This is a genomic window from Bordetella genomosp. 2, from assembly GCF_002261345.1.
Classification (GTDB): Bacteria; Pseudomonadota; Gammaproteobacteria; order Burkholderiales; family Burkholderiaceae_B; genus Bordetella_A.
Genome location: NZ_NEVT01000003.1, coordinates 1,261,885 through 1,286,584, shown reverse-complemented (window position 1 = coordinate 1,286,584; position 24,700 = coordinate 1,261,885). Strand labels below are relative to the sequence as shown.

Annotated in this window: 25 protein-coding genes and 1 tRNA gene; 8 read left to right on the top strand and 18 right to left on the bottom strand. The window is 66.4% G+C overall.

What is annotated here, in order from left to right:
* Nucleotide 1 precedes the first annotated feature (1 nt).
* The 9 genes from CAL24_RS08135 to metE form a co-directional block, all read right to left on the bottom strand.
* Nucleotides 2-1,186, bottom strand: a complete 1,185-nt coding sequence (locus CAL24_RS08135; protein WP_094806527.1) for a uroporphyrinogen-III C-methyltransferase — start codon at nucleotides 1,184-1,186, stop codon at nucleotides 2-4.
* A gap of 37 nt (nucleotides 1,187-1,223) precedes the next feature.
* Complete coding sequence (locus CAL24_RS08130) at nucleotides 1,224-2,012, bottom strand: uroporphyrinogen-III synthase (protein ID WP_094806334.1); 789 nt, start codon at nucleotides 2,010-2,012, stop codon at nucleotides 1,224-1,226.
* Between the two features lie 50 nt (nucleotides 2,013-2,062).
* Nucleotides 2,063-3,007, bottom strand: coding sequence for a hydroxymethylbilane synthase (hemC, locus tag CAL24_RS08125; RefSeq protein WP_094806526.1), 945 nt, complete (start codon nucleotides 3,005-3,007; stop codon nucleotides 2,063-2,065).
* A gap of 108 nt (nucleotides 3,008-3,115) precedes the next feature.
* Nucleotides 3,116-3,835: a TerC family protein gene (locus CAL24_RS08120; protein ID WP_028353478.1), complete on the bottom strand. Its 720-nt coding sequence runs from the start codon at nucleotides 3,833-3,835 to the stop codon at nucleotides 3,116-3,118.
* A gap of 112 nt (nucleotides 3,836-3,947) precedes the next feature.
* Entirely contained in the window at nucleotides 3,948-4,655 is a 708-nt protein-coding gene (locus CAL24_RS08115; protein WP_094806333.1) for a TerC family protein, read from the bottom strand.
* 240 nt (nucleotides 4,656-4,895) lie between these two features.
* On the bottom strand, nucleotides 4,896-5,777 hold the full coding sequence (gene sucD / locus CAL24_RS08110; protein ID WP_012248978.1) for a succinate--CoA ligase subunit alpha: 882 nt from the start codon (nucleotides 5,775-5,777) through the stop codon (nucleotides 4,896-4,898).
* Between the two features lie 17 nt (nucleotides 5,778-5,794).
* Nucleotides 5,795-6,955, bottom strand: a complete 1,161-nt coding sequence (gene sucC / locus CAL24_RS08105) for an ADP-forming succinate--CoA ligase subunit beta (RefSeq protein ID WP_028353480.1) — start codon at nucleotides 6,953-6,955, stop codon at nucleotides 5,795-5,797.
* 10 nt (nucleotides 6,956-6,965) lie between these two features.
* Nucleotides 6,966-7,568: a DUF2889 domain-containing protein gene (locus CAL24_RS08100; RefSeq protein ID WP_094806332.1), complete on the bottom strand. Its 603-nt coding sequence runs from the start codon at nucleotides 7,566-7,568 to the stop codon at nucleotides 6,966-6,968.
* 138 nt (nucleotides 7,569-7,706) lie between these two features.
* The gene (gene metE / locus CAL24_RS08095) at nucleotides 7,707-10,001 is read right to left on the bottom strand and encodes a 5-methyltetrahydropteroyltriglutamate--homocysteine S-methyltransferase (protein WP_094806331.1); all 2,295 of its coding nucleotides are present in this window, start codon (nucleotides 9,999-10,001) and stop codon (nucleotides 7,707-7,709) included.
* 140 nt (nucleotides 10,002-10,141) lie between these two features.
* Here metE and CAL24_RS08090 point away from each other — a divergent pair, with 140 nt between their 5' ends.
* Nucleotides 10,142-11,062, top strand: a complete 921-nt coding sequence (locus tag CAL24_RS08090) for a LysR family transcriptional regulator (RefSeq protein WP_028353483.1) — start codon at nucleotides 10,142-10,144, stop codon at nucleotides 11,060-11,062.
* Nucleotides 11,063-11,076: 14 nt separating this feature from the next.
* Here the strand turns inward: CAL24_RS08090 and recX are convergent, their stop codons facing one another.
* Together recX and recA are read right to left on the bottom strand one after the other, a co-directional pair.
* Nucleotides 11,077-11,607, bottom strand: a complete 531-nt coding sequence (gene recX / locus CAL24_RS08085) for a recombination regulator RecX (RefSeq protein WP_028353484.1) — start codon at nucleotides 11,605-11,607, stop codon at nucleotides 11,077-11,079.
* Entirely contained in the window at nucleotides 11,604-12,671 is a 1,068-nt protein-coding gene (gene recA / locus CAL24_RS08080) for a recombinase RecA (RefSeq protein ID WP_028353485.1), read from the bottom strand. The genes recX and recA overlap by 4 nt, the downstream gene beginning before the upstream one ends.
* Nucleotides 12,672-12,944: 273 nt before the next feature.
* On the opposite strand from recA, the gene CAL24_RS08075 reads away from it, so the two are divergent.
* The 3 genes from CAL24_RS08075 (at nucleotide 12,945) to CAL24_RS08065 (ending at nucleotide 16,990) form a co-directional block, all read left to right on the top strand.
* Nucleotides 12,945-13,634 (top strand): response regulator transcription factor, encoded by a 690-nt coding sequence (locus tag CAL24_RS08075; protein ID WP_028353486.1) that lies wholly within the window; start codon nucleotides 12,945-12,947, stop codon nucleotides 13,632-13,634.
* Nucleotides 13,612-15,126: a sensor histidine kinase gene (locus CAL24_RS08070; RefSeq protein ID WP_170947040.1), complete on the top strand. Its 1,515-nt coding sequence runs from the start codon at nucleotides 13,612-13,614 to the stop codon at nucleotides 15,124-15,126. Before CAL24_RS08075 ends, CAL24_RS08070 begins: the two co-directional genes overlap by 23 nt.
* A 187-nt stretch (nucleotides 15,127-15,313) precedes the next feature.
* Nucleotides 15,314-16,990 carry an MFS transporter gene (locus CAL24_RS08065; protein WP_028353488.1) on the top strand — a complete coding sequence of 559 codons (1,677 nt, stop codon included), beginning with the start codon at nucleotides 15,314-15,316 and terminating at the stop codon, nucleotides 16,988-16,990.
* A 343-nt stretch (nucleotides 16,991-17,333) separates the two neighbouring features.
* Here CAL24_RS08065 and CAL24_RS08060 read toward each other — a convergent pair whose 3' ends face one another.
* Nucleotides 17,334-17,552, bottom strand: coding sequence for a hypothetical protein (locus CAL24_RS08060; RefSeq protein WP_028353489.1), 219 nt, complete (start codon nucleotides 17,550-17,552; stop codon nucleotides 17,334-17,336).
* Nucleotides 17,553-17,702: 150 nt separating this feature from the next.
* Between CAL24_RS08060 and CAL24_RS08055 the strand changes: the two genes are divergently transcribed.
* Nucleotides 17,703-18,602 carry a recombination-associated protein RdgC gene (locus tag CAL24_RS08055; protein WP_094806524.1) on the top strand — a complete coding sequence of 300 codons (900 nt, stop codon included), beginning with the start codon at nucleotides 17,703-17,705 and terminating at the stop codon, nucleotides 18,600-18,602.
* A 42-nt stretch (nucleotides 18,603-18,644) separates the two neighbouring features.
* On the opposite strand, the gene CAL24_RS08050 is transcribed toward CAL24_RS08055, so the two are convergent.
* The 4 genes from CAL24_RS08050 to CAL24_RS08035 all read right to left on the bottom strand — a co-directional run bounded on the left by CAL24_RS08050 (nucleotide 18,645) and on the right by CAL24_RS08035 (nucleotide 21,073).
* Complete coding sequence (locus CAL24_RS08050; RefSeq protein WP_028353491.1) at nucleotides 18,645-19,937, bottom strand: aspartate carbamoyltransferase; 1,293 nt, start codon at nucleotides 19,935-19,937, stop codon at nucleotides 18,645-18,647.
* Between the two features lie 74 nt (nucleotides 19,938-20,011).
* Nucleotides 20,012-20,401: a hypothetical protein gene (locus tag CAL24_RS08045; RefSeq protein ID WP_094806523.1), complete on the bottom strand. Its 390-nt coding sequence runs from the start codon at nucleotides 20,399-20,401 to the stop codon at nucleotides 20,012-20,014.
* Between the two features lie 17 nt (nucleotides 20,402-20,418).
* On the bottom strand, nucleotides 20,419-20,850 hold the full coding sequence (locus CAL24_RS08040) for a BPTD_2524 family lipoprotein (RefSeq protein WP_028353492.1): 432 nt from the start codon (nucleotides 20,848-20,850) through the stop codon (nucleotides 20,419-20,421).
* Nucleotides 20,851-20,944: 94 nt separating this feature from the next.
* Entirely contained in the window at nucleotides 20,945-21,073 is a 129-nt protein-coding gene (locus CAL24_RS08035) for an entericidin A/B family lipoprotein (protein ID WP_028353493.1), read from the bottom strand.
* A 166-nt stretch (nucleotides 21,074-21,239) separates the two neighbouring features.
* Between CAL24_RS08035 and CAL24_RS08030 the strand changes: the two genes are divergently transcribed.
* Nucleotides 21,240-21,605, top strand: a complete 366-nt coding sequence (locus CAL24_RS08030; RefSeq protein ID WP_028353494.1) for a hypothetical protein — start codon at nucleotides 21,240-21,242, stop codon at nucleotides 21,603-21,605.
* A 68-nt stretch (nucleotides 21,606-21,673) separates the two neighbouring features.
* On the opposite strand, the gene CAL24_RS08025 is transcribed toward CAL24_RS08030, so the two are convergent.
* Nucleotides 21,674-21,750: transfer RNA gene (locus CAL24_RS08025), tRNA-Met, on the bottom strand.
* Nucleotides 21,751-22,264: 514 nt separating this feature from the next.
* Between CAL24_RS08025 and CAL24_RS08020 the strand changes: the two genes are divergently transcribed.
* Nucleotides 22,265-23,698: a PLP-dependent aminotransferase family protein gene (locus tag CAL24_RS08020; protein ID WP_094806330.1), complete on the top strand. Its 1,434-nt coding sequence runs from the start codon at nucleotides 22,265-22,267 to the stop codon at nucleotides 23,696-23,698.
* Nucleotides 23,699-23,816: 118 nt separating this feature from the next.
* Here the strand turns inward: CAL24_RS08020 and CAL24_RS08015 are convergent, their stop codons facing one another.
* Nucleotides 23,817-24,062 (bottom strand): hypothetical protein, encoded by a 246-nt coding sequence (locus CAL24_RS08015; protein ID WP_038853173.1) that lies wholly within the window; start codon nucleotides 24,060-24,062, stop codon nucleotides 23,817-23,819.
* Nucleotides 24,063-24,206: 144 nt separating this feature from the next.
* On the opposite strand from CAL24_RS08015, the gene CAL24_RS08010 reads away from it, so the two are divergent.
* Complete coding sequence (locus CAL24_RS08010) at nucleotides 24,207-24,665, top strand: Lrp/AsnC family transcriptional regulator (protein WP_094806329.1); 459 nt, start codon at nucleotides 24,207-24,209, stop codon at nucleotides 24,663-24,665.
* Nucleotides 24,666-24,700: the final 35 nt, after the last annotated feature.

The following is a 24,700-nucleotide window of genomic DNA, read 5'->3' as shown; positions in this document are numbered from 1 at the left end:
GTCAGTCCTGTGTAGCGGGCGCGTTGGCGCCGGCGGCGCGCAGGGCCGCGACATTGGCCAGGCTGTCGCTGACGCCAGGCAGGGGCACCGCGATATCGGTTTGGGCCAATTCCTGCGCCAGCCGCAGCGCCGCCTGGGTGTCGGCGGCACGGCCGTCGAAGTACGAGCGCAGCGCCTGCACGACGTTGTCGAGCTCGCTCTTCCAGATTTCCGGCTGGCGCATCAACATGGCAAGCTGCGCCGTCATGAGGCGCTGGCGCAAGGCGGCGCGCGCCTGCCCGGCCTGCTCGGCCGACAGCATCAGGGCGGCGGGCTGGTCGACGCGCTGAACGCTGATGAGGTCTCCCAGTTCGTGCGCCAGCGTGCTGCCGGCGCGGGCCGGCCATGAAGCGATTTCAGCGCGCCAGCGCTGCCACCAGGCCGCATCGGCCGGCAACTCGGCGCGCGGGTCGGCGGCGGGTTCGGGCGCCGGCCGCGGCGGCGTGGCGCCGTCTACGGGCGGCGTGCCCGGCGCCGCGGCATCGGGCACCAGCATCGGGGCCTTGGAGATCAGTCCGGCCAGGCGGTCGATGCGGGCCGACTGGGCCGGAATATCGATGGTGGCGACGGCGCGCAGACGCTCGAGGTCGCCGTTGATGCTTTGCTGCAAGCTGGCGAAACGCGGGCGGTCGGCGCGCGCCAGGCGTGACTGGGCCGTCTCCAGCGCCACGATGGCATTGTTGACGTTGCCCGCCAGGCGCAACTGCTGGTGGGCCATGACCAGCAGGCGCTCGATATCGTTGGCCAGCAGCTCGTCGCTCGCGCCGCCGCTGACCGTCTGCCAGGCTTGCTGCAGATCGTCGTAGCGGCTCTTGGCTTCCTCGGCCTGGTTCTCCAGTTGCGCCACCCGGCCGGCTTGCGCCTGGGCCAGGGCCAGGGCCTCGCGCGCCGCCTTGCCGCTCAGCGCGGCGGACTGCTCCAGTGCGTCCAGGCGGGCGGCGACCTCGCGCCCGGCATTCAGGAACTGCTTGCGCTGCATCCACAGCGCCCAGCTCAGGCCGACGGCCAGCAGCACGACGATGATGAGCGCCGCGGACAAGGTGCCCACCGCGCTGGAAGGCTTGCGGGCCTTGGGCGTGGCAGGCGAGCCTGAGCCCGGGGCGGCCGCGCGGGCGGCCGGATCAGTGGCGGAGGTCTGGTCTGTCATGACGCGATTGTATTCGGTGAAATGCCAAAACTTCGATTCAAGCCGCAACAAAAGCCGCGAGGATCGCTTCGTCGGCAGGCAAGCAGATTTTTACCATCGGGACGGGCCCCTGGCCACTGCCCGCCAGCCCCAGGCGCGGCGCCAGCGAAGGATGCGTGATCACGAAGCGCGACACCTGCCACCAGGCCTCGATCCCTGCCGCCTGGACCTGCGCGCGAACCGCATCGATGCCCTCGCCGCTAGTCAGCAACCAGGTTGCCGACTTGCCCTGCTCCGCCCATTCATGCAATTGGCGCACGGCGGCTGCCGGCCACTGCGCAGGCAGCCGACGATACACCGCGTGGCGCGCCACGTGCACGCCCGCGGCGCCGAGCTGGTCGCCCAGCCAATCGCGTCCGCTGGTGCCGCGTACGAGCAGCACCCGTCGCGGCAATGCGCCGCGGGTCCGCAGCACCTGCCAGAGCGCTTCGGAATCGTGCGCGGGGGCCTCGGGTGGGGGGTACAACACGGTTGTATCCGGCCCGACTCCAGGGCAGGCGCGAAACGCCCGGGCGCTGGCCGGCCCCACGGTTGCCGCGGGCGTGCCGGCCGGCCAATGCGGCATCCCGGCGGCTTGCAACTGGGCCAGGTACAGACGCGCGGCATTGCCGCTGACGAATACCACCAGGTCATAGTCCTGCGGCAGCGGCGGCCCCGCGGCGTCGACAGATAATGGCTGGATCTCGAGTGCCGGCAGCGCCAGAGTCTGCCAACCGGCGTGCTGCAGCCCGCGCTCGAGCGGCGCGTTGCGCCCGTCGGGTCGGGTCAGGATGGCAATGGGCGGCATAGCGACCTCTCGGGCGGAACCCAGCAGGCGACCGGCAAGCCTTCGCCCCGTCAGGACGCCGGCGGTTCTTGCAGCAGTTCGGCCAGGATGGCTGCCGCCCCGCCGGCCAGGAGTTCTTGCGCGGCGGCTGCGCCGATGGCCTGCGCCTCGGCCGCCGGCCCGTCGCGCTGGCAGCGGACGATGCGGGCGCCGTCGGGCGATGCCACCAGGGCGCGCAGGGACAGCGCGTCGCCGGCGATTTGCGCATAGGCCGCCAACGGCACCTGGCAGGAGCCGCCCAGGGCGCGCGATACCGCGCGCTCAGCCACGACGCAGGCCGTGGTGTCGGCGCTGGCCAGTGGCGCCAGCCACGCGCGCAGATCGTCGCGATCGTCGCGGATTTCGATGCCCAGCGCGCCTTGCCCGGCCGCCGGCAGGCTCTGGTCGGGGTCGAGCAGGCAGCGGATGCGGGCCTGCAGGCCCAGGCGCTGCAAACCCGCCGCGGCCAGGACGATGGCCGCGTAGTCGCCGCGGTCCAGCTTGCCCAACCGGGTATCCAGGTTGCCCCGCAGGGGCTTGACGGCCAGATGCGGGTAGCGCTGGCGGATCTGCGACTCGCGCCGCAGGCTGGACGTACCCACCACCGCGCCAGCGGGCAGGTCGGCCAGCGTCGCGTAGTCGTTCGAGACGAAGGCGTCGCGCGGGTCCGCGCGCTCGAGCACCGCGCACAAGTCGAACGGCGACTGCAAGTCGACCGGCACGTCCTTCAGGGAATGCACGGCCAGGTCGGCGCGGCCGTCGAGCAATGCGGTCTCGAGCTCTTTGACGAACAGCCCCTTGCCGCCCACCTTGGAGAGGGTGCGATCGAGGATCTGGTCGCCGCGGGTGGTGAGCGTCAGCAGTTCGACCGCGCAGCCCGGATACAGCGCGCGCAGGCGGTCGCGCACATGCTCGGCCTGCCAGAGGGCAAGCCGGCTGGCGCGGGTGGCGATGACGAGGCGTTGCGGATCGGACACGAACGGCGTCACGCGAGGCTGGAGAAAACCACCGCGGCGATCACGCCCAGAATGGCCAGCACCAGCAGGCCCTGCAGCAGGCTGAGGCCGGATTCGGGGTTGTCGCTTTTACGCAGACTCATGAGCAGATTCCTTGGAGGCGGTTTTACGGCTGGCAAGCCACCGCCCCATGATGATGACGATCAGTGCGCCGATGACTTCGGCGGCGATTTTAACCGTGGCGGGTTGTTCGCCGAATTGACGCACGACGAAGACATCGGTGATTACCATGCCGCCCGCGATCCAGCCCAGCAGGCCGGCGCCGAAGGTGACGACCAGCGGGTAGCGGTCGATGAGCTTGAGCACCAGGGTGCTGCCCCAGATGATGATAGGCACGCTGACGACCAGGCCGAACACGACCAGCCCGATCTGGTGGCCTTCATGGGCGTTTTGGGCGGCCCCGGCGATGGCGATGACGTTGTCCAGGCTCATGACGAAATCGGCCACGATGATCGTCTTGACCGCCGCGGCGATGGACGTGCCCCCCTTGATGTTGCCATGGGCGTCGTCCTCGGGGATGAGCAGCTTGACACCGATCCACAGCAGCAACAAGCCGCCGACCACCTTCAGGAACGGGATGGCCAGCAGGGTGAGCGCAAAGGCGATGAGCACCACGCGCAGGATGATGGCGCCGGCGGTGCCCCACAGAATGCCCTGCATGCGTTGCTTGGGAGCCAGGTTGCGGCAGGCGAGCGCGATGACCACGGCGTTGTCGCCACCCAGCAGGATGTCGATCAGGATGATCTGGAACACCGCTGCCCAACTCAGCGTCTGGAAAAACTCAAGCACGTTAGACCCCCAGGGAATTTTTGAACGAAGAAACGGCGCCGGCCGCGCACCGGCGCGAGCCGCCCGCGCGCAAGACGCGATGGCGGCTCGATGTACAGGCTGTTATTGTAGTTCAGCTTTGCGTCAGTACTTTTTGACGAGCCAGGAAAATTTTCCCCAGCGCCAGCACCACGATCGCGCCGAGCGCCCCCGCGATAAGGGCCAATTGGTGCTGTGTCAGGCCCAGCGCGGTATCGATGCGCATCACAGGCTCTTGCAAGGCGGGATCGCCGACCAGCAGTTCGCCCGCGATAAAGCCCAGCAGCGCCGCGCCGACCCACACGATGATCGGGAAACGCTCGATGACCTTCAACAGCAGCGTACTGCCGAAAATGACCAGGGGAATGCTGATCGCCAGGCCAACAACCAGCAAAGTCGTGTCGCCCATGGCCGCGGCGGCCACCGCCACGACATTGTCCAGGCTCATGACCAGGTCGGCGATCATGATGGTGCGAATGGCGGCCAGCAGGCTGCCGTGCTGCTTGCCTTCGCCTTCATCCTCGCCTTCGGGCATGAGCAGCGAAACGCCAATGTAGACCAGCAGCAGCGCGCCGATCAGCTTGAGCCACGGCAACAGGAGCAGCTTGGCGGCCACGAGGGTCAGCACGATACGCATGATGATCGCGGCGGCGGAGCCGACCACGATGGCATTTTTCTGCTGCTTGGGGGGCAGCGAGCGCGCGGCGAGCGCAATGACCACGGCGTTGTCGCCGGATAGCAGGATATTGACCCAGATGATCTGGAGCAGCGCAATCCAGAATGCGGCAGATGTAAGTTCCATTCCTCTCTTTCCTAGATGATCCCCTAGGTGTGAATAAACAAAAAAACGTACAGCCCTTTTTGGTTGGAACGCGCGAGCGTGGCGGGTGGCCCGGACCGATGCTGGAACGCAGCATCGGGCGGGATCTTCTTGCACGTAGGTATGAAACCGGTTCGCTATTATATTTTGCCGGTCCCGACAAGGCCGCAGCCGCGAAAAGGCCCGCCGAGGCGGGCCTTTCCTGGTGCGGATGCAGTCCGATTACAGCACGGACTTCAGCAGCTTGCCCATTTCGGACGGATTGCGCGTGGTACGGATACCGCACGCTTCCATCACTTCGAGCTTGGCATCGGCCGTATCGGCGCCGCCCGAGATGAGGGCGCCGGCGTGGCCCATGCGCTTGCCCGGAGGCGCCGTGACACCGGCGATGAAGCCGACCACCGGCTTTTTCATGTTGTCCTTGGCCCACTGCGCCGCGTTGACTTCATCCGGACCGCCGATTTCGCCGATCATGATGACCGCGTCGGTGTCGGGATCGTCGTTGAACAGCTTGAGCACATCCACGTGCTTCAGGCCATTGATGGGGTCGCCGCCGATACCCACGGCGCTCGACTGGCCCAGGCCCAGCTCGGTGACTTGCGCCACGGCTTCGTACGTGAGCGTGCCGGAGCGGCTGACGATGCCGATGCGACCCTTGCGGTGGATGTGGCCCGGCATGATGCCGATCTTGATTTCGTCGGGGGTGATCAGGCCGGGGCAGTTCGGGCCCAGCAGCAGGGTCTTGCTGTTCTTGGCCTTCATGCGGTTCTTCACTTCCAGCATGTCGCGCACCGGGATGCCCTCGGTGATGCAGATGACCAGGTCCAGCTCGGCCTCGACGGCTTCCCAGATGGCGGCCGCGGCGCCCGCGGGCGGCACGTAGATCACCGACACGGTCGCGCCGGTCTTGTCCTTGGCGTCCTGCACGCTGCCGAAGATGGGCACGCCTTCGAAGTCCTCGCCGGCTTTCTTGGGATGCACGCCGGCCACGAAGGCGGCTTTGCCATTGGCATATTCACGGCACATGCGGGTGTGGAACTGGCCCGTCTTGCCCGTGATGCCCTGGGTGATGACTTTGGTGTCCTTGTTGATCAGAATCGACATTTGTAAATCCTTGGCGTTTATTTGACGGCGGCTACGACGCGGGTGGCCGCTTCGGCCATGGTGTCGGCGCTGATGATGGGCAGCCCCGAGTCGGCCAGCATCTTCTTGCCCAGTTCTTCGTTGGTGCCCTTCATGCGGACCACCAGCGGCACGTTCAGGTTGACCGCCTTGCACGCGGCGATCACGCCTTCGGCGATGACGTCGCAGCGCATGATGCCGCCAAAAATGTTGACCAGAATGGCCTTCACGCCCTTGTTCTTGAGCATGATCTTGAAGGCTTCGGTGACTTTCTCGGCCGTGGCGCCGCCGCCGACGTCCAGGAAGTTGGCGGGCTCGCCGCCGAACAGCTTGATGGTGTCCATGGTGGCCATGGCCAGGCCGGCGCCGTTGACCAAGCAGCCGATGTTGCCGTCGAGCTGGATGTAGGCCAGGTCGAACTTGCTGGCCTCGATTTCAGCCGGGTCTTCTTCGTCGAGGTCGCGGTAGGCGACGATCTCGGGATGACGGAACAGCGCGTTGGAATCGAAGTTGAACTTGGCGTCCAGCGCGATGATGTTGCCCTTGCTGTCGCAGTTCAGCGGGTTGATTTCCACCAGCGAAGCGTCGGTGTCCATGTAGCACTTGTACAGCTTCTGGAACACGTCGGCGGCCTGGTCGGCGGAGCCGTCCTTCAGGCCCACGGCTTCGGCCACTTGCTTGGCCTGCTCGGTCGACAGGCCGGTCAGCGGATCGATGTATTCGGTGATGATCTTCTCGGGCGTCGAGTGGGCGACTTCCTCGATGTCCATGCCGCCCTCGCTGGAAGCGATGATGGCGACCTTCTGCGTGGCGCGGTCGGTCACCAGCGACACGTAGTATTCCTTCTTGATGTCGGCGCCTTCCTCGATGTACAGGCGGCGCACCTTCTGGCCCTCGGGGCCGGTCTGGTGCGTCACGAGTTGCATGCCCAGGATTTCCGAAGCCAGCTTGCGAACGTCGTCGAGCGAACGGGCCAGCTTGACGCCGCCGCCCTTGCCGCGCCCGCCGGCGTGAATCTGCGCCTTGACGACCCATACCGGCCCGCCGAGCTTTTCAGCGGCAGCCACGGCCTCGTCGACGGAAAAAGCGGGGATCCCGCGCGGCACGGGCACGCCAAATTGCTTCAGCAGTTCCTTGCCTTGATACTCGTGGATTTTCATGTGTTACCTGTCAGGACGAATGAGAAAAAGAGGGGATGTCGGAGATCGCGTCCGCCGCCGCTTCAGCGCTATCCCCGGTGTACCACTTGGGATAGTGCTCAAGCACCACGGGGCCGTCGGTGCGCAAGGCATGACAGCCGTCCAGCTGGAACGGGCGCTTGTCCGGATTGCTGCTCTGACGCCGCCGGTTGGCCATGGTCTGCACTGCCGCGGTAGGCAGCACCTGCGACAGTTCGGTCATGTGGGTGCAGCCCGCCGTGTGGCCAAAGCGCTCCTTGACCTGGCGGCGGAACCCCTTGAGCAGGTTCATGCCCACCAGCCCCTCGTAGGCGGGTTCGATGGCCATGCACTGCCGGTCATACGGCGCCGCGTCATACACCGCCTCGGCCGCCACAATGGAAAACGCGGCATCGATGGTGATGCGCAGGTGCATGTGGTGGACGGGACGGCCGGCCTTGAAGATCTCGCCATTCTGCCTGGGGAAATCGTAGGCCTTGAAGTCGATGAGCTCGGCTTCGAGGTCCCACAACCCGTCGTCGCGCTCGTAGGACTGCACGCGTATGGAACGCGTGTGCAGCGGGCGGCGAGAGGCTTTCGACGGTGGCAAGGGCATGAGGTAGCCTGCGCTTCAAGGTATTTGACGCGAAGCAGCAAATCCTGGGAAGTATAACGCAGCCCCCCCTGCCCCGTGCGGAGGCCGCCGGCCGCGGGCGCAGGGGGAACGCCCCGCCCCGCAGCCGGGCAAGACCGGTCAGCCGGCCCGCAGGACGCGGGCCGCCTCGACCATGCCCACCAGTGCCGCCTCGGTTTCCGGCCAGGCGCGCGTCTTCAGGCCGCAGTCCGGGTTGACCCACAGCCGCTCGCTGGGCAGCCGGCCGGCCGCCTTGCGCATCAGGCCCACCATCCAGTCGACGTCCGGCACGTTAGGCGAATGGATATCGTAGACGCCCGGACCAATATCGTTGGGATATCGGAAATCCTCAAAGGCGGCCAGCAGCTCCATGTTCGAGCGCGAGGTCTCGATGGTGATGACATCGGCGTCCATGGCCGCGATGGACTCGATGATGTCGTTGAACTCGGAATAGCACATGTGCGTATGAATCTGGGTGTCGGCGGCCACCCCGGCGGTCGACAGCCGGAAGCAGTCCACTGCCCACTCCAGGTATGCCTGCCAGTCGGCGCGACGCAGCGGCAGGCCCTCGCGGATGGCGGGCTCGTCGATCTGGATGACCCGCACCCCCGCCGCCTCCAGGTCGACCACTTCATCGCGCAGCGCCAGCGCCAGTTGCCGGCAGGTCTGCTCGCGCGGCTGGTCGTCGCGCACGAAGGACCACTGCAGAATGGTGACCGGCCCGGTCAGCATGCCCTTGACCGGCTTGTCGGTCAGCGATTGGGCATACGACGACCAGCCGACGGTCATGGGCGCCGGCCGTGCCACGTCGCCGAAGATGATGGGAGGCTTGACGCAGCGCGAGCCATAGCTTTGCACCCAGCCGTTGCGGGTGAAAGCAAACCCGGCCAGCAGCTCGCCGAAGTATTCCACCATGTCGTTGCGCTCCGGCTCGCCGTGCACCAGCACGTCCAGGCCGATCTTTTCCTGGAAGCGGATGACCGCCTCGATTTCCTTGCGGATGGCGGCCTCGTAGGCGGCGTCGGTCAAGGCGCCGGCCTTCCAGTCGCGCCGCAGCGCGCGGATTTCGGCGGTCTGCGGGAACGAGCCGATGGTCGTGGTAGGGAAGGCGGGCAGGTTCAGCAGCTTCTGTTGCTGGGCAATGCGTTCGGCAAAGGGCGCACGTTCGCGCGAAACGCTGGCGGCCTCGGCCATGCGGCGCCCCACCGCCGGATTATGGATACGCGGCGACTGCCGGCGCGCCTGCAGCGCCGCGCGCTGGATGGCCAAGGCGTCGCGCACGGCCGGCTGTCCGGCGTCTGCCAGCGCACGTCCCAGCAGGTTCAGTTCGTCGAGCTTCTGCGCCGCGAACGACAGCCAGCTCTTCAATTCGGCATCCAGATCAGTCTCGCCCGCGAGGTCGACCGGCACATGCAGCAGCGAGCATGACGGCGCCAGCCAGAGACGCTCGCCCAGTTGCTTGCGGGCGGGCGCCAGCGCCGCCAGCACGGCATCCAGGTCGGTGCGCCAGATATTGCGGCCGTCGATCACGCCCGCCGACAAAACCTGGTCGGGCCGCAGGGCGGCAGCCACTTCCTGCAGTTGCCCGGGAGCGCGCGCCAGGTCCACGTGCAGGCCGGCGACCGGCAGCGCCAGCGCGGTAGCAAGGTTGTCCTTCAGGCCGCCGAAGTAAGTGGCCGCCAGCAGTTTGACGGGGGAGTCGGCCAGCCTGGCGTAGGTTTCCTGGAAGGCATCGCGCCAGGCCTGCGGCAGGTCCAGGACCAGAATCGGCTCGTCGATCTGCACCCACTGCACCCCCTGGCGCGCCAGACGGGCCAGCACCTCCGTATAGACCGGCAGCAGCGCGTTGAGCAACTGCAACTTGGCGGGATCGCCGGCGCCCTTGGCAAAGGCGTCGCCCTTGCCCAGCCACAGCCAGGTCAACGGGCCGGGGATCACCGGCTTGGGCTGGTAGCCCAGCGCCTGGGCCTCCGCCACCTGATCGAACAAGTACTCGCGCGCGATCCGGAATGTCTGTCCGGGCACGAGCTCCGGCACGATGTAGTGGTAGTTGGTATCGAACCACTTGGTCATTTCGCAAGCGGCGGCCGGCGTGCCTGTGGGGGCCCGCCCCCGGCCCATGCGGAACAGGGTGTCCAGCCCGACCGGCTGGCCCTCGGGCTGGCCGAAGCGCGCCGGCACGGCGCCCAGCAAGGTGGTCCATTCCAGGATGTGGTCGTACCAGGCAAAGTCGCCCACTGGCACGAACTGCAGGCCGGCCGCGGCCTGCTGGCGCCAATGTGCGGCGCGCAGGTCCCGCCCGACCTGCTCCAGCGCCTCGGCGTCCTGCCTGCCCGCCCAGTACGCCTCCACGGCGCGCTTCAGCTCGCGCTGTGCGCCAATCCGCGGAAAACCTAAACTATGAGTAATAGTCATATAAATATCCAGAATAAGCGAAATTTGTTCAATTCGTAGCGTATTCTGGCAGCAACTCAACTTGCAGCAAAATCAATCTCGCCATACATTGCTTGAATATTTTTCATGCAAATACGGCCCGGACAGGACTGTCGCCCACCATGCTCGAAATCCGCCACCTCGAAACGCTGTCCGCCATCCGCGACGGCGGCAGCCTGCAGGAAGCCGCCGAACGCCTGCACCTGACGCAGTCGGCCTTGTCGCACCAGTTGCGCGACCTCGAAACCAGGCTGGGCACGCCCCTGCTGAACCGCCGCACGCGCCCTGCCCGCCTGACGACCGCCGGCCTGCGCGTGCTGGCCCTGGCCGATGACGTCTTGCCGCGCCTGCGCGCCACTGAACGGGAACTGCAGCGGCTGGCGGCTGGCCGCACGGGCCGGCTGCACATGGCCATCGAATGCCACTCCTGCTTTCAATGGCTGATGCCCGCGCTGGACGCGTTCCGCGCGCAATGGCCCGATGTGGCGCTGGACCTGTCGGCGGCCTTCTCGTTCGCCCCTCTTCCGGCGCTGGTGCGCGGCGACCTGGACCTGGTCATCACGTCCGATCCGCAGCGCCTGGAGGCAGTCGAATACCTGCCGCTGTTCAAGTACGAGCTGGTGTTGGCGGTGGCGCAGTCCCATCCGTTCGCGGCCAGCCGCCATATCGAACCGGAACAACTCGAGGATCAGACCCTGATCACGTATCCCGTGGAGCGCCAGCGCCTGGATGTATTCACCGCGTTCCTGGACCCGGCCGACGTCGAGCCGGCGGCGGTGCGCAAGGCCGAACTGACCCCCATCATCGCCCAACTGGTGGCGAGCAACCGCGGCGTGGCGGCACTGCCCAACTGGGCGCTCACCGAGTATCTGCAGCAGGGATGGCTGCATCTGTGCCACCTGGGGCCCCAAGGCGTCTGGCGCACGCTGTACGCGGCGGTACGTACCGAGGACACGGATGCTTCATATGTGAAGGACTTCCTGGCGATCGCGCGGGAAGTCTGTTTCAAGACGCTCGACGGGATCCGCACGGCCAAGAGCTGACCGGGAGCACGACCCTAGTCGTCGTGCTCGTCGCCCAGCAGGCGGCGGATGATGTCGTGGGCAAACCCGCGGCCCGCCAGGAAGCGGGCCTGCTTGGCGTATTCGGCGCGGTCGGCCGGCTTGCCGGCGAAGCGCTTGCGCCAGACCTCGAGTGCGCGCTGGTATTCGGTGGCGCGCAGATCGTCGCGCAATTGCGCCACCTGCTCGTCGGCCACGCCATGCTGACGCAGTTCCTGCACGATGCGCGCCGTGCCCTGCCGTCCGGCGCGCCGGTGCACCAGGCTGTGGGCAAACCGTTCGGTGGACAGCCAGCCTTCTTTTTCCAGGGCGTCCAGCACCGCGTCGATGTCATCGCCCTCGCCCGCATAGGGCTGGAGCTTGCGCGCCAATTCATTGCGCGCATATTCGCGACGTGACAGATAGCCCACCGCGCGGGCCTTCAGGGAAGGCCCGCGCGGGCGAGGCGAAGGTTGGGCGAGAGTCTCGTCGGCCTCGCCCTTGCCCGGGCCGCGTCGTGGCGACGGAGGTCCGGGCCGGCGGATCATGCTTCGCCGGGCTCCTCGGCCTCACTGGCCGGGAAGGTGGCGGCGCGGCTGACGATGCCCTGGTTCTCGCGCACCTTGTTCTCGATCTCGATGGCGAGCTCGGGGTGTTCTTTCAGGTATTCGCGGACATTGTCCTTGCCCTGGCCGATACGAGTGCCGCTGTAGCTGTACCAGGCGCCGGACTTGTCGACCACGCCGGCCTGGACGCCCAGGTCGATGATCTCGCCTTCGCGCGAGATGCCGGCGCCGTACATGATGTCGAACTCGGCCTGCTTGAAGGGCGGCGAAACCTTGTTCTTGACGACCTTGACGCGGGTTTCGTTGCCCACGACTTCCTCGCCCTTCTTGATGGAGCCGATGCGGCGGATATCGAGGCGCACCGACGAATAGAACTTCAGCGCATTGCCGCCGGTGGTGGTTTCGGGGTTGCCGAACATGACGCCGATCTTCATGCGGATCTGGTTGATGAAGATCACCATGCAGTTGGTGCGCTTGATGGTGGCGGTCAGCTTGCGCAGCGCCTGGCTCATCAGGCGGGCCTGCAGGCCGGGCAGGGAGTCGCCCATTTCGCCTTCGATTTCGGCCTTGGGCACCAGGGCCGCGACCGAGTCGATGACGATCAGGTCGACCGAACCCGAACGCACCAGGGCGTCGGTGATTTCCAGGGCCTGTTCGCCAGTGTCGGGCTGGGAAATGAGCAGGTCGGTCAGGTTGACGCCAAGCTTGGCGGCATACTGGACGTCGAGCGCGTGCTCGGCGTCGACGAAGGCGCAGGTGCCGCCGATTTTCTGCATTTCGGCGATGACCTGCAGGGTGAGCGTGGTCTTGCCGGACGACTCGGGGCCGTAGATTTCGATCACCCGGCCGCGCGGCAGGCCGCCCACGCCCAGCGCGATGTCGAGCCCCAGCGAGCCGGTGGACACGACCTGGATGTCGTGTTCGACCTCGTTGTCGCCGTAGCGCATGATCGAGCCCTTGCCGAACTGCTTTTCGATTTGCGAAAGCGCGGCGGCCAGCGCCTTGGCCTTTTCCGACGCGGCTGCCTTGCTGGTTTTGTCGTCCATGTGGTGTCCCGTGGATGAATGTATGTATGTGGCGCCGCGGCAATGCGCCGGCAGCGGCCATGGATAACCTGTTACCCGGCCAGGCGGCCTGGCCGGAGAACTCTGCTTGATACGGCTCGAAAGCTAGCGGCGATTATGGCATCGGATTATACTGTACAAAAATCCAGTATGCCATAATTTTCCAGGGATCCCCTGGCTGGGCAAGCGCCCCGCCGTGTGCCAGAATGCCCCCGATCCGGGCGGCACGTCCGGCCACTGTTTCCGCTTACCCGCATGCGCATCCTCATCGCCGAAGACGACAGCATCCTGGCCGATGGCCTGTCCCGCTCGCTGCGGCACAACGGCTATGCCGTCGACGCCGTCCGCGATGGCGTGGCGGCCGATTCCGCCCTGGCCGCCCAGGCGTTCGACCTGCTCATCCTCGATCTCGGCCTGCCCCAGCTGGCCGGCCTCGAGGTCCTGCGGCGCCTGCGCGCGCGCAACTCGCTGCTGCCGGTGCTGATCCTCACCGCCGCCGACAGCGTCGAACAGCGCGTCAAGGGCCTCGATCTCGGCGCCGACGACTACATGGCCAAGCCCTTCGCCCTGTCCGAGCTCGAGGCGCGGGTGCGCGCGCTGACCCGGCGCGGCGCCGGCGGCGGCGCCACGCTCCTGCGCCATGGCAGGCTGGTCTTCGACCAGACCGGCCGCGTGGCCCTGGTCGACGACCAGACGCTCGATCTCTCCGCCCGCGAGGTCAGCCTGCTCGAGATCCTCCTGACGCGCAGCGGCCGCATGGTCAGCAAGACGCAACTGGTGGACCACCTCTGCGAATGGGGCGAAGAAGTCAGCACCAACGCCATCGAGGTCTATGTGCATCGGCTGCGCAAGAAACTCGAACCCAGCGGCGTCAAGATCATCACGGTGCGCGGCCTGGGCTATTGCCTTGAACGGGACCAGGGTGCCGGCTACCTCCCCCACTGAGCCGGCCACGCATGAAAAGCTGAACCAGGAAGCCCTGGACGCCATGCGCGGCGGGGCCAAGGGCCCCAGCTTCGCGCCGCCGCAGCGCTCCCTGCTGGGCGAAATCCTCGACTGGATGCTGGCCCCGCTGTTCCTGCTGTGGCCCATGAGCGTGGCGATCACCTACGTGGTGGCGCAGAACATCGCCAACGTCCCGTACGACCGCGCGCTGGCCAACAATCTGCATGTGCTGGCGCGCCACGTGCACGCCCAGGATGGCCGCGCGGTCCTGCGCATGAGCGAAGGCGTGCGCGACGTGCTGCGCCCCGACGAAACCGAAAGCGTCTTCTGGCTGGCGCTGGGCAGCCGGGGCGAATACCTGGGCGGCGACCGCGCCCTGCCCCTGCCGCCAGAGCTCGGGCCGCCCCAGCCCGGCACCATCCTGTACGCTGACGACACGCTGCGCGGCTTCGGCGTGCGGCTGGCCTACACCTGGGTCGACCTGCACATCCCGCGCACCCAGCCCGTGCTGCTGGCCGTAGCCGAGACCATGGAAAAACGCACGCAGCTCGCCAACGACATCATCAAAGGCGTGATCATCCCGCAATTCGTCGTGCTGCCCGTCGCGGTGCTGCTGGTGTGGTTCGGCCTGTCGCGCGGCGTGGCGCCGCTCAACGCCCTGCAGCAACGGCTGCGCGCGCGCCGGCCGGACGACCTGTCGCCCATTGACGAGCGCGCCGCGCCGTCCGAGATCGCCCCGCTGGTGGGCGCCATGAACGAACTGCTCGACCGCCTGTCGGCCAACGTCGAGGCGCAGCGCCGCTTCGTGGCTGACGCGGCGCACCAGTTGAAGACGCCGCTGGCCGGGCTGCGCACCCAGGCCGAGCTGGCGCTGCGCGATGCCAGCCCCGACGAGATGCAGTCCAGCCTGCGCCAACTGGTCATGGGCTCGGAGCGCGCCACCCGGCTGGTCAACCAGTTGCTGTTGCTGGCGCGGGCCGAGAACCCGCATTCGGCCGGGCTGGCCCGCGTCGACCTCGATGCCATCGGCTCCGAGCAGACCATGCAATGGGTGCCGCAGGCCCTGGCGCTCGGCACCGACCTGGGCTTCGAGGCCGCCGACCGCCCGGTGTACATAGCCGGCAACAACATCCTGCTGGCCGAACTGCTGAACAACCTGGTGGACAACGCCTTGCGCTACACGCCGGCGGGCGGGCACGTGACCGTGCGGGTGCGCGCCACCGCCCTGCACGCCATTCTCGAAGTCGAGGACTCCGGCCCCGGAATCGCCCCCGAAGACCGCGAACGGGTATTCGACCGCTTCTACCGTGTGCTGGGCACGCAGGCCGAGGGCAGCGGCCTGGGGTTGGCCATCGTCCGCGAGATCGCCCAGAAGCATCGCGCGGAGGTGCAGATCCACGAAGGCACGGCGCATTCCCAGCTGCCGGGCACCTGCATCCGCGTGATTTTTTCGTTGTACGGGCGCACACCCGAGCCGCCCGCGGCAGCCTAGGAAATACCCTCATCGAGGCGCCCGGCCACCCGCAAAGAAACATATAGTTTCAAAATTAAGATTCGGGTAAGTATCGCGTCAGAACCTCGTCAGGCTGGTTTTCTACCTTGTAACCAGCTTGATGCCGGTATTCGCCGGCGGAAAGTAAGCACGGTGGATGACCACTGGCATCAAACGAGGAGACATCATGAGCACAGCATCGCTGGCCGATCGCGGCCCATCAACGGGCCCGCGCCCGATGACCAAGGAAGAACGGCGCGTGATCTTCGCGTCGTCGCTAGGCACCGTTTTCGAGTGGTACGACTTCTACCTGTACGGCTCGCTGGCGGCCATCATCGCCACCCACTTCTTCTCCGGCGTCAACCCCACTGCGGCATTCATTTTCGCGTTGCTGGCCTTCGCCGCCGGTTTCGCGGTGCGGCCGTTCGGCGCGCTGGTATTCGGCCGCCTGGGCGACCTCGTGGGACGCAAGTACACCTTCCTGGTCACCATCGTGATCATGGGCCTGTCGACATTCCTGGTCGGCATCCTGCCCAGCTACGCCAGCATCGGCATCGCCGCCCCGGCCATCCTGATCGGCCTGCGCCTGCTGCAGGGCCTGGCCCTGGGCGGCGAATACGGCGGCGCGGCCACCTATGTGGCCGAGCACGCGCCGCATGGGCGGCGCGGCGCGTACACCGCCTGGATCCAGACCACCGCCACGCTGGGCCTGTTCCTGTCGCTGCTGGTGATCATGGGCGTGCGCGGCCTGATGGACGAAGAATCGTTCCGCGCCTGGGGCTGGCGCATCCCGTTCCTGATCTCGGTGGTGCTGCTGGGCATTTCGGTGTGGATCCGGATGCAGCTCAATGAATCGCCCACCTTCAAGCGCATGAAGGAAGAAGGCAAGGGTTCCAAGGCGCCGCTGACCGAGTCGTTCGGCCAGTGGAAGAACCTGAAGATCGTCATCATCGCCCTGCTCGGCCTGACCGCCGGCCAGGCCGTGGTCTGGTACACCGGGCAGTTCTACGCCCTGTTCTTCCTGACCAAGACGCTGCAGGTCGACGCCAACACCGCCAACATCATGATCGCCCTGGCGCTCCTGATCGGCACGCCGTTCTTCCTGATCTTCGGCTCGCTGTCCGATCGCATCGGCCGCAAGCCCATCATCATGGCGGGCTGCCTGATCGCCGCGGTGACCTACTTCCCCCTGTTCCAGGGCCTGACCCACTTCGCCAACCCGGCGCTCGAAAAGGCCCAGGCGACCGCCCCGGTCACGGTCATCGCCGACCCGGCAACCTGCTCGTTCCAGTTCAATCCGGTGGGCACCTCGTCCTTCACCAGTTCCTGCGACGTGGTCAAGTCGTTCCTCGCCGGCAACTCCGTCAATTACCAGAACCAGGCAGCGCCGGCGGGCTCGGTCGCCAAGGTCAAGATCGGCAACGACGAGTTCACCTCGTTCGAGGGCAAGGACATGACTCCGGCCGAGTTCAAGGCCAAATCGGCCGAGCTGAAGGCGGCGCTGACCACGGCCATCCGCGACCACGGCTATCCCGCCAAGGCCGATCCGGCGCAGATGAACAAGTTCATGGTCGTGGTGCTGCTGACCATCCTGGTGATCTACGTGACCATGGTGTACGGCCCGATCGCCGCCATGCTGGTGGAAATGTTCCCGACCCGCATCCGCTACACCTCGATGAGCCTGCCGTACCACATCGGCAACGGCTGGTTCGGCGGGTTTCTGCCGCCGGTGGCCTTCGCCATCGTCGCCGCCACGGGCAATATCTACGACGGTCTCTGGTACCCGATCGTCATCGCGGTCATGACCCTTGTCATCGGCACCCTGTTCGTGCGCGAGACGAAGGACGTGGACATCAACGCCTGACCGCGCGTTCCCCCGCCAGGCAGGACTGCTGCGCCTGTCTGGCCCTTCAAAGCTCCCTCGGGAGCTTTTTTTTTGGCTGTTTTCCAGGGGAGCTCGATTCAGGACGCTGTCAGACCGGCGGGATTAGACTGCAAGCTCAGATCACGGTCTTGCACTGCATTGTCGGGCGTTTGATCCCCTGTCCGACGATCGCAGGGCCAGTACTCTGACGCCAATGCCGCGTCCCCCGCGAGCCTTTAATGGCGCGGCATTGTGTGACCCTGCCGGCCCGGCTTTTTCAAGCCGGGCCTTTTTTTGCCCGCGCCGGCACCTCGGCGCGGGGCTGGCATGTGACGATGCGGGTTCAGCGGCGGCGGCCGAGCCCGACCACCAGCACCCCCACCACGATGGCGGCGATGCCGGCCCAGGTCGGGATGGCCACGGATTTTTCGGTTTCGGCCGTGGCCTTGACGGAACCGATCTGCAGGACGGTTTCTTCGCTCTTGTAGTCGAAGCCCTTGTACACCAGCGCCGCGGCGCCCAGCGCGATCAGCACGATGCCCACAATGGTCGCAGGTTTCATTGTTATGTCCTTTTGGCTAGTGAAGATGCGCCGGAAGATACCGGAACGCCCGTCCACTGTCAGTGACAGAACGTGTCGTGTCAATGGGGGAACCACATGGGGCGCCACGGCAGTCATGGTCGTATAGAATCAACCCTTTTGCCCGACGCCATGTGGTTCAAGAATCTCAAGATATACCGTCTTTCCTCGCCGTGGACGCTGACCGGCGAGCAGCTTGAAGAAAGCCTGGCCCGGCACGCGTATCAGGCCGGCAACAATCTCGAAATGCAGAGCCTGGGCTGGATTTCCCCGCGCGAAAACGCCGCCTTGTCGCACAGCGTGAACCAGCAGATCCTGCTGTCCGTGCGCGCCGAGAAGAAACTGCTGCCGGCCACGGTGGTCAACCAGGTGGCGCGTGCGCGCGCCCAGGAGATCGAAGAGCAGCAGGGCTACAAGCCCGGCCGCAAGCAAATGAAAGAAATCAAGGAACGTGTCGCCGACGAACTGCTGCCCAAGGCGTTCAGCGTGTACCGCGATACCCGGGTGTGGATCGACCCGGTGAATCACTGGCTGGTGATCGACGCGGCCGCATCGGCGAAGGCGGACGAGGTCATCGGGCTGCTGGTCAAGACCATCGACCCGCTGCCGCTCGAGAACCTGTACGTCGCGCAATCGCCGGCGGCGGCGATGACCGGCTGGCTCGCCGCCGACGAAGCGCCGCCCAATTTCAGCATCGACCAGGACACGGAATTGCGCGCCTCGGGCGAAAGCCGCGCGGCCATCCGCTACGTCAAGCACTCCATCGACGTGGACGACGTGCGCCGCCACATCCAGGCCGGCAAACAATGCACCCGCCTGGCCATGACCTGGGCCGACCGCGTGTCGTTCGTGCTGACCGAAGCGCTGGACATCAAGCGGGTGACGCCGCTGGACGTGCTGAAAGAAGGCAACGACACGGTCATGCAGAACGACGACGAGAAATTCGACTCCGACATGGCGCTGATGACGGGCGAGCTGGCCAAGCTGCTGGCCGAATTGACCGAAGCGCTGGGCGGCGAAAAGCGCATCTGAAGCGCGCGCGGCGGCGCCACCCGCGCTCGCCTTGCCGCCGCGTCAGTCGAGCCCGTGGAAGGCGGAGTCGTCGGGCCCGACGTGCGACGGATGTTTCCAGGTCACGTCGCGCATCGAGTGCTGCACCAGCCCTTCCACCCCCAGGAGCACGGCGAAGATCGCCATGCGGATCGGGATGCCGTTGTCGGTCTGGCGGAAGATCGCCAGGCGCGGGTCGTCGTTGAGGTCGGTGCTGAGGTCATTGGCGCCCGGCCGGCTGTCGCGCGGCAACGGATGCATGACGATCGTATCCGGCCCGCAGTGCGCGTCGATGGTGGCGCGGCTGATCTGGAAATCGGGGGTATATCCCTCGGTCTCCTCGTTGGCGAAGCGCTCTTTCTGTACGCGGGTGGCGTAGATCACGTCGACGCCCGCCAGGCCATCGGCCAGGGTGCTCTTCTGTTCGATGACGTTATCGTTGCGGCTGGCCTGCTCGATGATGTAGCCGGGCATTTCGAGCCCCGGCGGCGAAATCAGCGTGAACTTGATGCCCTTGTACAACGCCAGCAGCTTGATCAGCGAATGCACGGTGCGCCCGTATTTCAGGTCGCCCACCATGGCGATGTGAGCGCCGTCCAGCAGCTTGCCCAGCCGCGAGAACTCGGTCAGGATGGTGTAGAGATCCAGCAGCGCCTGGCTGGGATGCTCGCCCGGCCCGTCGCCGCCGTTGACCACCGGGATGTTGGTCGCGCGCGCGAACTCGGCGACCGAACCCTGGTCCGGGTGACGCACCACCATGGCGTCCACATAGCCGCTCATCACCCGGCTGGTATCGTAGATCGACTCGCCCTTGGCCATGGACGAGAACGTGAAGCCGGTGGTGTCGCACACTGAGCCGCCCAGGCGGCAGAACGCCGCGCCGAAGCTCACGCGCGTGCGGGTGCTGGCCTCGAAGAACAGGTTGCCCAGCACCGCGCCTTCCAGGACGCGCGACACTTTCTGGCGGCGCGCAATGGGTTGCATCAGGTCGGCGACCCGGAACAGATCTTCCACCGATTCCCGCGAGAACTGGTCCACCGAAATGAGCTGGTGCTTGCCGTCATAGGCAATGCGGTCGCGCAGCGGCCCCACCTGCGAGCTCTGCGTATATTTCTCGCGCAACGCCTCGTTCTGGACGATTTCGCCGACGAAGCGCTCGACTACTTCCGGCATGGCGCGGAATTCCTGCGACCCCTCGGGCAGCAGCCACGTGTCCAGCGCGCGACGCTTCACGCCGATGCGGGTGGCGAAGACATCGCGCGTCAAATTGAGGCGACGCATCGCGTCGCGCAGGAAAGCTTGTTGGGAGATGGACATGGCCGGCCTCGGGGGGGGATTTAATATACGCAATGCGTATATTAAATCCCTCACTCACCGCGTCGCAAGCAATTTCAAGCGCCAGGTATACGCATTGTGTAGCCGGCGTCCACGTCGCCAGCATCAGCCTCGAACGCCAGGCCGGCCGACAGCCAGCACCCGGCGACGAAGGCGGCTAGCGCCAGCAGGTACGCCAGCAAGCCGGCCCACCGTGCCGGGGCCAGCCAGCGCCGGCCAGCCTCGTCCGCCCCCCAGCTCCAGCAGACCATGGACAGCCCGCTGGCCACCACCCCTGCCAGGAAGCACGCCAGCGGCACGGCCAGGTTGGGCGGCGCGACTTCGCTGCCCAGCACGCCAAGCGCGAACCCCAGCTCGCCCAGGACCGCGATGGCGTTGAGCCATCCCAGCCAGCGCGCGGCGGGGGCCAGCGTGGCGCATGAGTTGCCGTGGCGAGGGACTGCCATGGGCGGTTCGATGAGGCTCAATCTTTCAGCGCCCGGCAGGTCGGCGTGGCGCTCTGGATGGACGCCTTGGCCGCCGCCAGTTCGGCCGCGTCCCAGGGGGCGTCGCCCAGCACCATGACCGTGACCCGCGAGGCGGCCGGGCCGTCCGCCTGGCTGCGAATGATCTCCAGGATCTTGGCCGGCTCTTTCTGCTTGTAGACCTGTATCTCGTTGGGCACGCCCTTTTCACCCAGCGTGCTGTTCGATTGATAGACGACGCCGTAGGGATGGGCGCGTTCTTCATGGCAGACCCGCACGTACTCGCCCGCGCGACGGTGAGCGGCCTGGAAATCGGCATTGACCGGGAAGGTTTCCGTGGCGCCCGGCGGATCGCCGGACAACAACCCTTTGCTCGCGCAGCCGCTCAATGCGACCGCCATGATCAGCCCCAACAAGCCCGAGATGCGCATAGATGTTCCTGGCAGATGATTCGACGATGAATTATGCCTCAGGCCTGCCTTGACAGCCGCCGCCGGGCCGCACGGGCGCGGCGGCGGCGCGCGGTCAGTCGGCGGCCTTCTGGATTTCCTCGCCACCGCGTTCGATGTCCCTGCCGGCACCGGCAACCGTATTGCATCCGGCAGATACCGCCGAGACGGCGAGCAGGACGACGAGCAGGATTCTGTTCTTCATGATTTCTCCTTGGCACGGAAGACCACCAGGGCCCGGGCGGCACCCGGTGCCGGCAAACCGGCAGTGCCAATCATGCACCGTTTCCAGTCAAACCGGCAAACCCTGTGCGCCATATTGCCGGCTCGGCGCAACGCACGCGGCCGCCCGAATGGTTTAGGATGACGCTATGTCAAAAAAACGCCTTCCTCCCGCCGCCGCTCCGGCCGACCAGGACTGGGGCTGGCAACAACCTCATTGCCGGGGCCAGGCCGCGCTGGCGCTGTTCATCGATGACCTGCACCGCGTGCTGCAGGCCCACTCGGCGCAGCGCCTGGCCGGCCCCGCACCGCTGGCGGCCGCCCAGGAACAGGTGGATGCGCTGCTGGCGCGCTATGTCGAACTGCGCACGGCGCCAGACATCTTCGACGGCCAGTCGGTCACCCTGAAAGAAGGCGTCGACCGGGATGGCGTCACGCACACGGTGCCGATCTTCTCGCCGCAACTGAAACAGGCGCTGGTCGCCATGCTCGACCGCCCCGGGGGGCGCGCCTGAGCCCTGCGGCGCTTGCCGCAGCCACCCAATGAAAAAGGCCCGGCGAATACGCCAGGCCTTCATCGAATTGGTTGCGGGGGCAGGATTTGAACCTACGACCTTCGGGTTATGAGCCCGACGAGCTGCCAGACTGCTCCACCCCGCGTCTGATGTTTGTCATCATAACATAATCTGCGGCCCCTTGCAGCAGTCTCGCCGCGAATACACGCCACGGCCGCACCGACAGCAGGCATAACAGTTGCGCGTCAGACTCGGCCGCCAGGGTGACGACGGCTCCATTTTCCACCGCATGCGACTCTCCTCGGCGCAGGAGTACGTCGACAACCAGGGGCAATTCGTCGTCTCCGCGCGCGATCCGCTCGGTGCGGCGCACACTGCCCTCGGAACAGACCACCACGCTGTGGCATGGCGCACGGAACACGAATGTTTCGCCGCGCCGCAGCACGACTTGACGGGTAATGGTGGCGCTGGCAACTGCCATGACGGCGCTCCTGCACAGGTTTGGGATGGTTCACAGGCTACCCGCGCCGCTCCCGTCGTGACAGACACACGCCGCCAGTTTCTGTACCGCAACAGACAGCTGTCCCGGCATCTGTTATGGTGGATTTTCCCGTGAACTGTGCCTGTACGGCGGCATCCCGCCCGCGCACCATTCCCGCATGGATACGCCCCTATACCAGCGCCTGGCCGACCACTATCGCCGCGCCATTCGCACCGGCGCGCTGGCCCCGGCCGAACGCATGCCGTCCGTGCGGACCCTGGTCCGCACGCACCGGGTCAGCCTGTCCACGGCGCTGCAAGCATGCCGCCAGCTCGAGGACGACGGGCTCATCGAGGCGCGGCCCCGGTCCGGGTATTTCGTGCGCCCGTTGCACCGCAAGGCCATGCTGCCGGCGTCCGAGCCGGACCCGGGCCGGCCGCTCGATCCGGCACGCTACGTCGGCATCCATGATCGCGTATCGGACTTCATTGCCCAGTGTGAGCGGCATGTCACCAGCGTCAACCTGGCGCTGGCGGCCGCCTCGCCGGCGCACTACCCGGCCGAAGCGCTCAAGCAGGCCATGATCCGGGCGGTCCGCGCCAAGCCGCTCATGCTGGTCGACCGGGTTCCCCCGCTGGGGCATCCGGAGCTGCGCGGCGTGCTGGCGCGCCGCGCGCTGGAGCTGGGCATGAATCTGGCGCCCGACGAGATCCTGGTCACACACGGCTGCATCGAGGCCGTGAATCTCGCATTGCGCGCGGTAGCCCGGCCCGGCGACACCATCGCGGTCGAGTCGCCGGTGTATTTCGGGCTGCTGCAGATCCTGGAAAGCCTGGGCATGCGCGCGCTGGAGATCCCTACCAGCCCCCTGCAGGGCCTGTCCGTCGATGCGCTGGAACTGGCTCTGCGGACCCACCCGCACCTGCGCGCCGTGGTGGTCGTGCCGAATTTCCAGAACCCGCTCGGCTGTGTCATGCCCGACGCCGAAAAAGCGCGGCTGGCGGCTCTTTGCGAGCGCCACCAGGTCGCCCTGATCGAAGACGATACCTACGGCATGCTTTGCGATGACGATCGGCTGCGTCCCGCCGTCAAGTCCTGGGACCACACCGGCAACGTGATCCACTGTGCCTCGATGCACAAGACACTGGCTCCCGGCATGCGGCTGGGCTGGATGACCGCCGGCCGGTGGCAGTCGCGCGTCGCCATGCTGAAATTCGCGCAAAGCCGCCACAACGAGCCCCTGGCCCAGGTCGCCGTGGCCGACTACATGGGATCGAAAGCCTACGACCGGCACCTGAGCCGCTTGCGCCGCCAGGTGAAGATCCAGCGCGAGCAAGTGGCCGAAGCCGTTGCCCGGCATTTCCCGCCGGGCACGCGGCTGAGCATGCCCGAGGGCGGCATGCTGTTGTGGGTCGAGCTGCCCGGCCAGCGATCCAGCGCCCAGGTGTTCGAGCAGGCCCTGGCGCAGGGCATCCGCATTGCGCCCGGAACGATGTTCTCGAACTCGGACCGCTACAACCATTTCCTGCGGCTCAGCTGCGGCCAGACGTACACACCGCAGATTGCGGACGCGCTACGAACCCTGGGCAGCATCGTCGCCAACGCAGGCTGAAGCGGGCGCGCTCCATCAGCGATTGAGCGCGATACGCAAACACTTGTCACACAAGGGAATTTTCTGGCTGTTCCCAGCCTATCCCAAGGCTTGTCCACAGAAGCTGTGGGTAAACCGCCTACTTCAGGGCGGCCAGCACCGTATCGCGCACGCTTTCGAAACCGGCGACGTACTGGGGGTTTTCCGAGCGGGCCAGCAGGCTGGAGTAATTCTGCTCCAGCTGCGCCTCGATTGCTTCGCGCAAGCCGGGCGACGACTTGGCCAGGTGCAGCATGGACGACGTGACGGCATTGAGCGCGTCGATACGCCCACCCTGGTGCGAGATTGTATGCACAATGACCGCAATTTGTTCCTGGATATCCATAAGGCCTCGCAATAAGAGTTTTCGACGGGCATGCTAGCACGCACCACGCCAGCGGCCCGAGGCGCGCGGGCGGCGGTGCGCATTGACTTGTCGCGTGCCGCGCCTGTACTTTCCGGACAGGCCTATGCTCGTCACATTTCCCGTATGCCCGACAAACTCGACGCCATCGACCGCCAGCTCCTCAGCCTGCTGCAGGCCAACGCGCGCGAACCTGCCGCCATCCTGGCGCGCAAGCTGAAACTGGCGCGCAGTACGGTGGTGGGCCGGCTGGCCCGACTCGAACGCGAGGGCGCGATCGCGGGCTACGGCGTGCGGCTCGGACACAAGCTGGAAGACGCGGCGGTGCGGGCATACTGCTTCATCAGCGTGCTGCCCAAAACCCCGGCGGCAGTCATCCGCGAGCTGGCCAAGATCCCCGAAGTCGAAGAAGTCTCGTCGGTAAGCGGGCCGTTCGACTATCTGGTGTTCCTGCGCTGCGAAACCCACGAACAGCTCGACGACCTGCTCGACCACATCGGCCTGATCGAGGGCGTCAAGCAGACCCAGACCTCGATCGTGCTGAGCCGCAAGCTGGACCGTCGCAACGCAATCGCACCCGGCTGATGCCGGGGCACGCGCCGCCTGCTTGCGCGACAGGC

Bases quoted from the DNA above. Each gene is read 5' to 3' on its own strand.
- CAL24_RS08075 (WP_028353486.1), top strand. From the start codon at position 12,945: ATGCGCATCCTCATCGCCGAAGACGACAGCATCCTGGCCGATGGCCTG.
- CAL24_RS08115 (WP_094806333.1), bottom strand. From the start codon at position 4,655: ATGGAACTTACATCTGCCGCATTCTGGATTGCGCTGCTCCAGATCATC.
- recX (WP_028353484.1), bottom strand. From the start codon at position 11,607: ATGATCCGCCGGCCCGGACCTCCGTCGCCACGACGCGGCCCGGGCAAG.
- CAL24_RS08055 (WP_094806524.1), top strand. From the start codon at position 17,703: ATGTGGTTCAAGAATCTCAAGATATACCGTCTTTCCTCGCCGTGGACG.
- sucC (WP_028353480.1), bottom strand. From the start codon at position 6,955: ATGAAAATCCACGAGTATCAAGGCAAGGAACTGCTGAAGCAATTTGGC.
- CAL24_RS08090 (WP_028353483.1), top strand. From the start codon at position 10,142: ATGCTCGAAATCCGCCACCTCGAAACGCTGTCCGCCATCCGCGACGGC.
- CAL24_RS08130 (WP_094806334.1), bottom strand. From the start codon at position 2,012: ATGCCGCCCATTGCCATCCTGACCCGACCCGACGGGCGCAACGCGCCG.
- CAL24_RS08020 (WP_094806330.1), top strand. From the start codon at position 22,265: ATGGATACGCCCCTATACCAGCGCCTGGCCGACCACTATCGCCGCGCC.
- CAL24_RS08045 (WP_094806523.1), bottom strand. From the start codon at position 20,401: ATGGCAGTCCCTCGCCACGGCAACTCATGCGCCACGCTGGCCCCCGCC.
- CAL24_RS08100 (WP_094806332.1), bottom strand. From the start codon at position 7,568: ATGCCCTTGCCACCGTCGAAAGCCTCTCGCCGCCCGCTGCACACGCGT.
- CAL24_RS08040 (WP_028353492.1), bottom strand. From the start codon at position 20,850: ATGCGCATCTCGGGCTTGTTGGGGCTGATCATGGCGGTCGCATTGAGC.
- metE (WP_094806331.1), bottom strand. From the start codon at position 10,001: ATGACTATTACTCATAGTTTAGGTTTTCCGCGGATTGGCGCACAGCGC.
- CAL24_RS08135 (WP_094806527.1), bottom strand. From the start codon at position 1,186: ATGACAGACCAGACCTCCGCCACTGATCCGGCCGCCCGCGCGGCCGCC.
- CAL24_RS08060 (WP_028353489.1), bottom strand. From the start codon at position 17,552: ATGAAACCTGCGACCATTGTGGGCATCGTGCTGATCGCGCTGGGCGCC.
- CAL24_RS08010 (WP_094806329.1), top strand. From the start codon at position 24,207: ATGCCCGACAAACTCGACGCCATCGACCGCCAGCTCCTCAGCCTGCTG.
- CAL24_RS08035 (WP_028353493.1), bottom strand. From the start codon at position 21,073: ATGAAGAACAGAATCCTGCTCGTCGTCCTGCTCGCCGTCTCGGCGGTA.
- CAL24_RS08015 (WP_038853173.1), bottom strand. From the start codon at position 24,062: ATGGATATCCAGGAACAAATTGCGGTCATTGTGCATACAATCTCGCAC.
- recA (WP_028353485.1), bottom strand. From the start codon at position 12,671: ATGGACGACAAAACCAGCAAGGCAGCCGCGTCGGAAAAGGCCAAGGCG.
- sucD (WP_012248978.1), bottom strand. From the start codon at position 5,777: ATGTCGATTCTGATCAACAAGGACACCAAAGTCATCACCCAGGGCATC.
- CAL24_RS08030 (WP_028353494.1), top strand. From the start codon at position 21,240: ATGTCAAAAAAACGCCTTCCTCCCGCCGCCGCTCCGGCCGACCAGGAC.
- CAL24_RS08050 (WP_028353491.1), bottom strand. From the start codon at position 19,937: ATGTCCATCTCCCAACAAGCTTTCCTGCGCGACGCGATGCGTCGCCTC.
- CAL24_RS08065 (WP_028353488.1), top strand. From the start codon at position 15,314: ATGAGCACAGCATCGCTGGCCGATCGCGGCCCATCAACGGGCCCGCGC.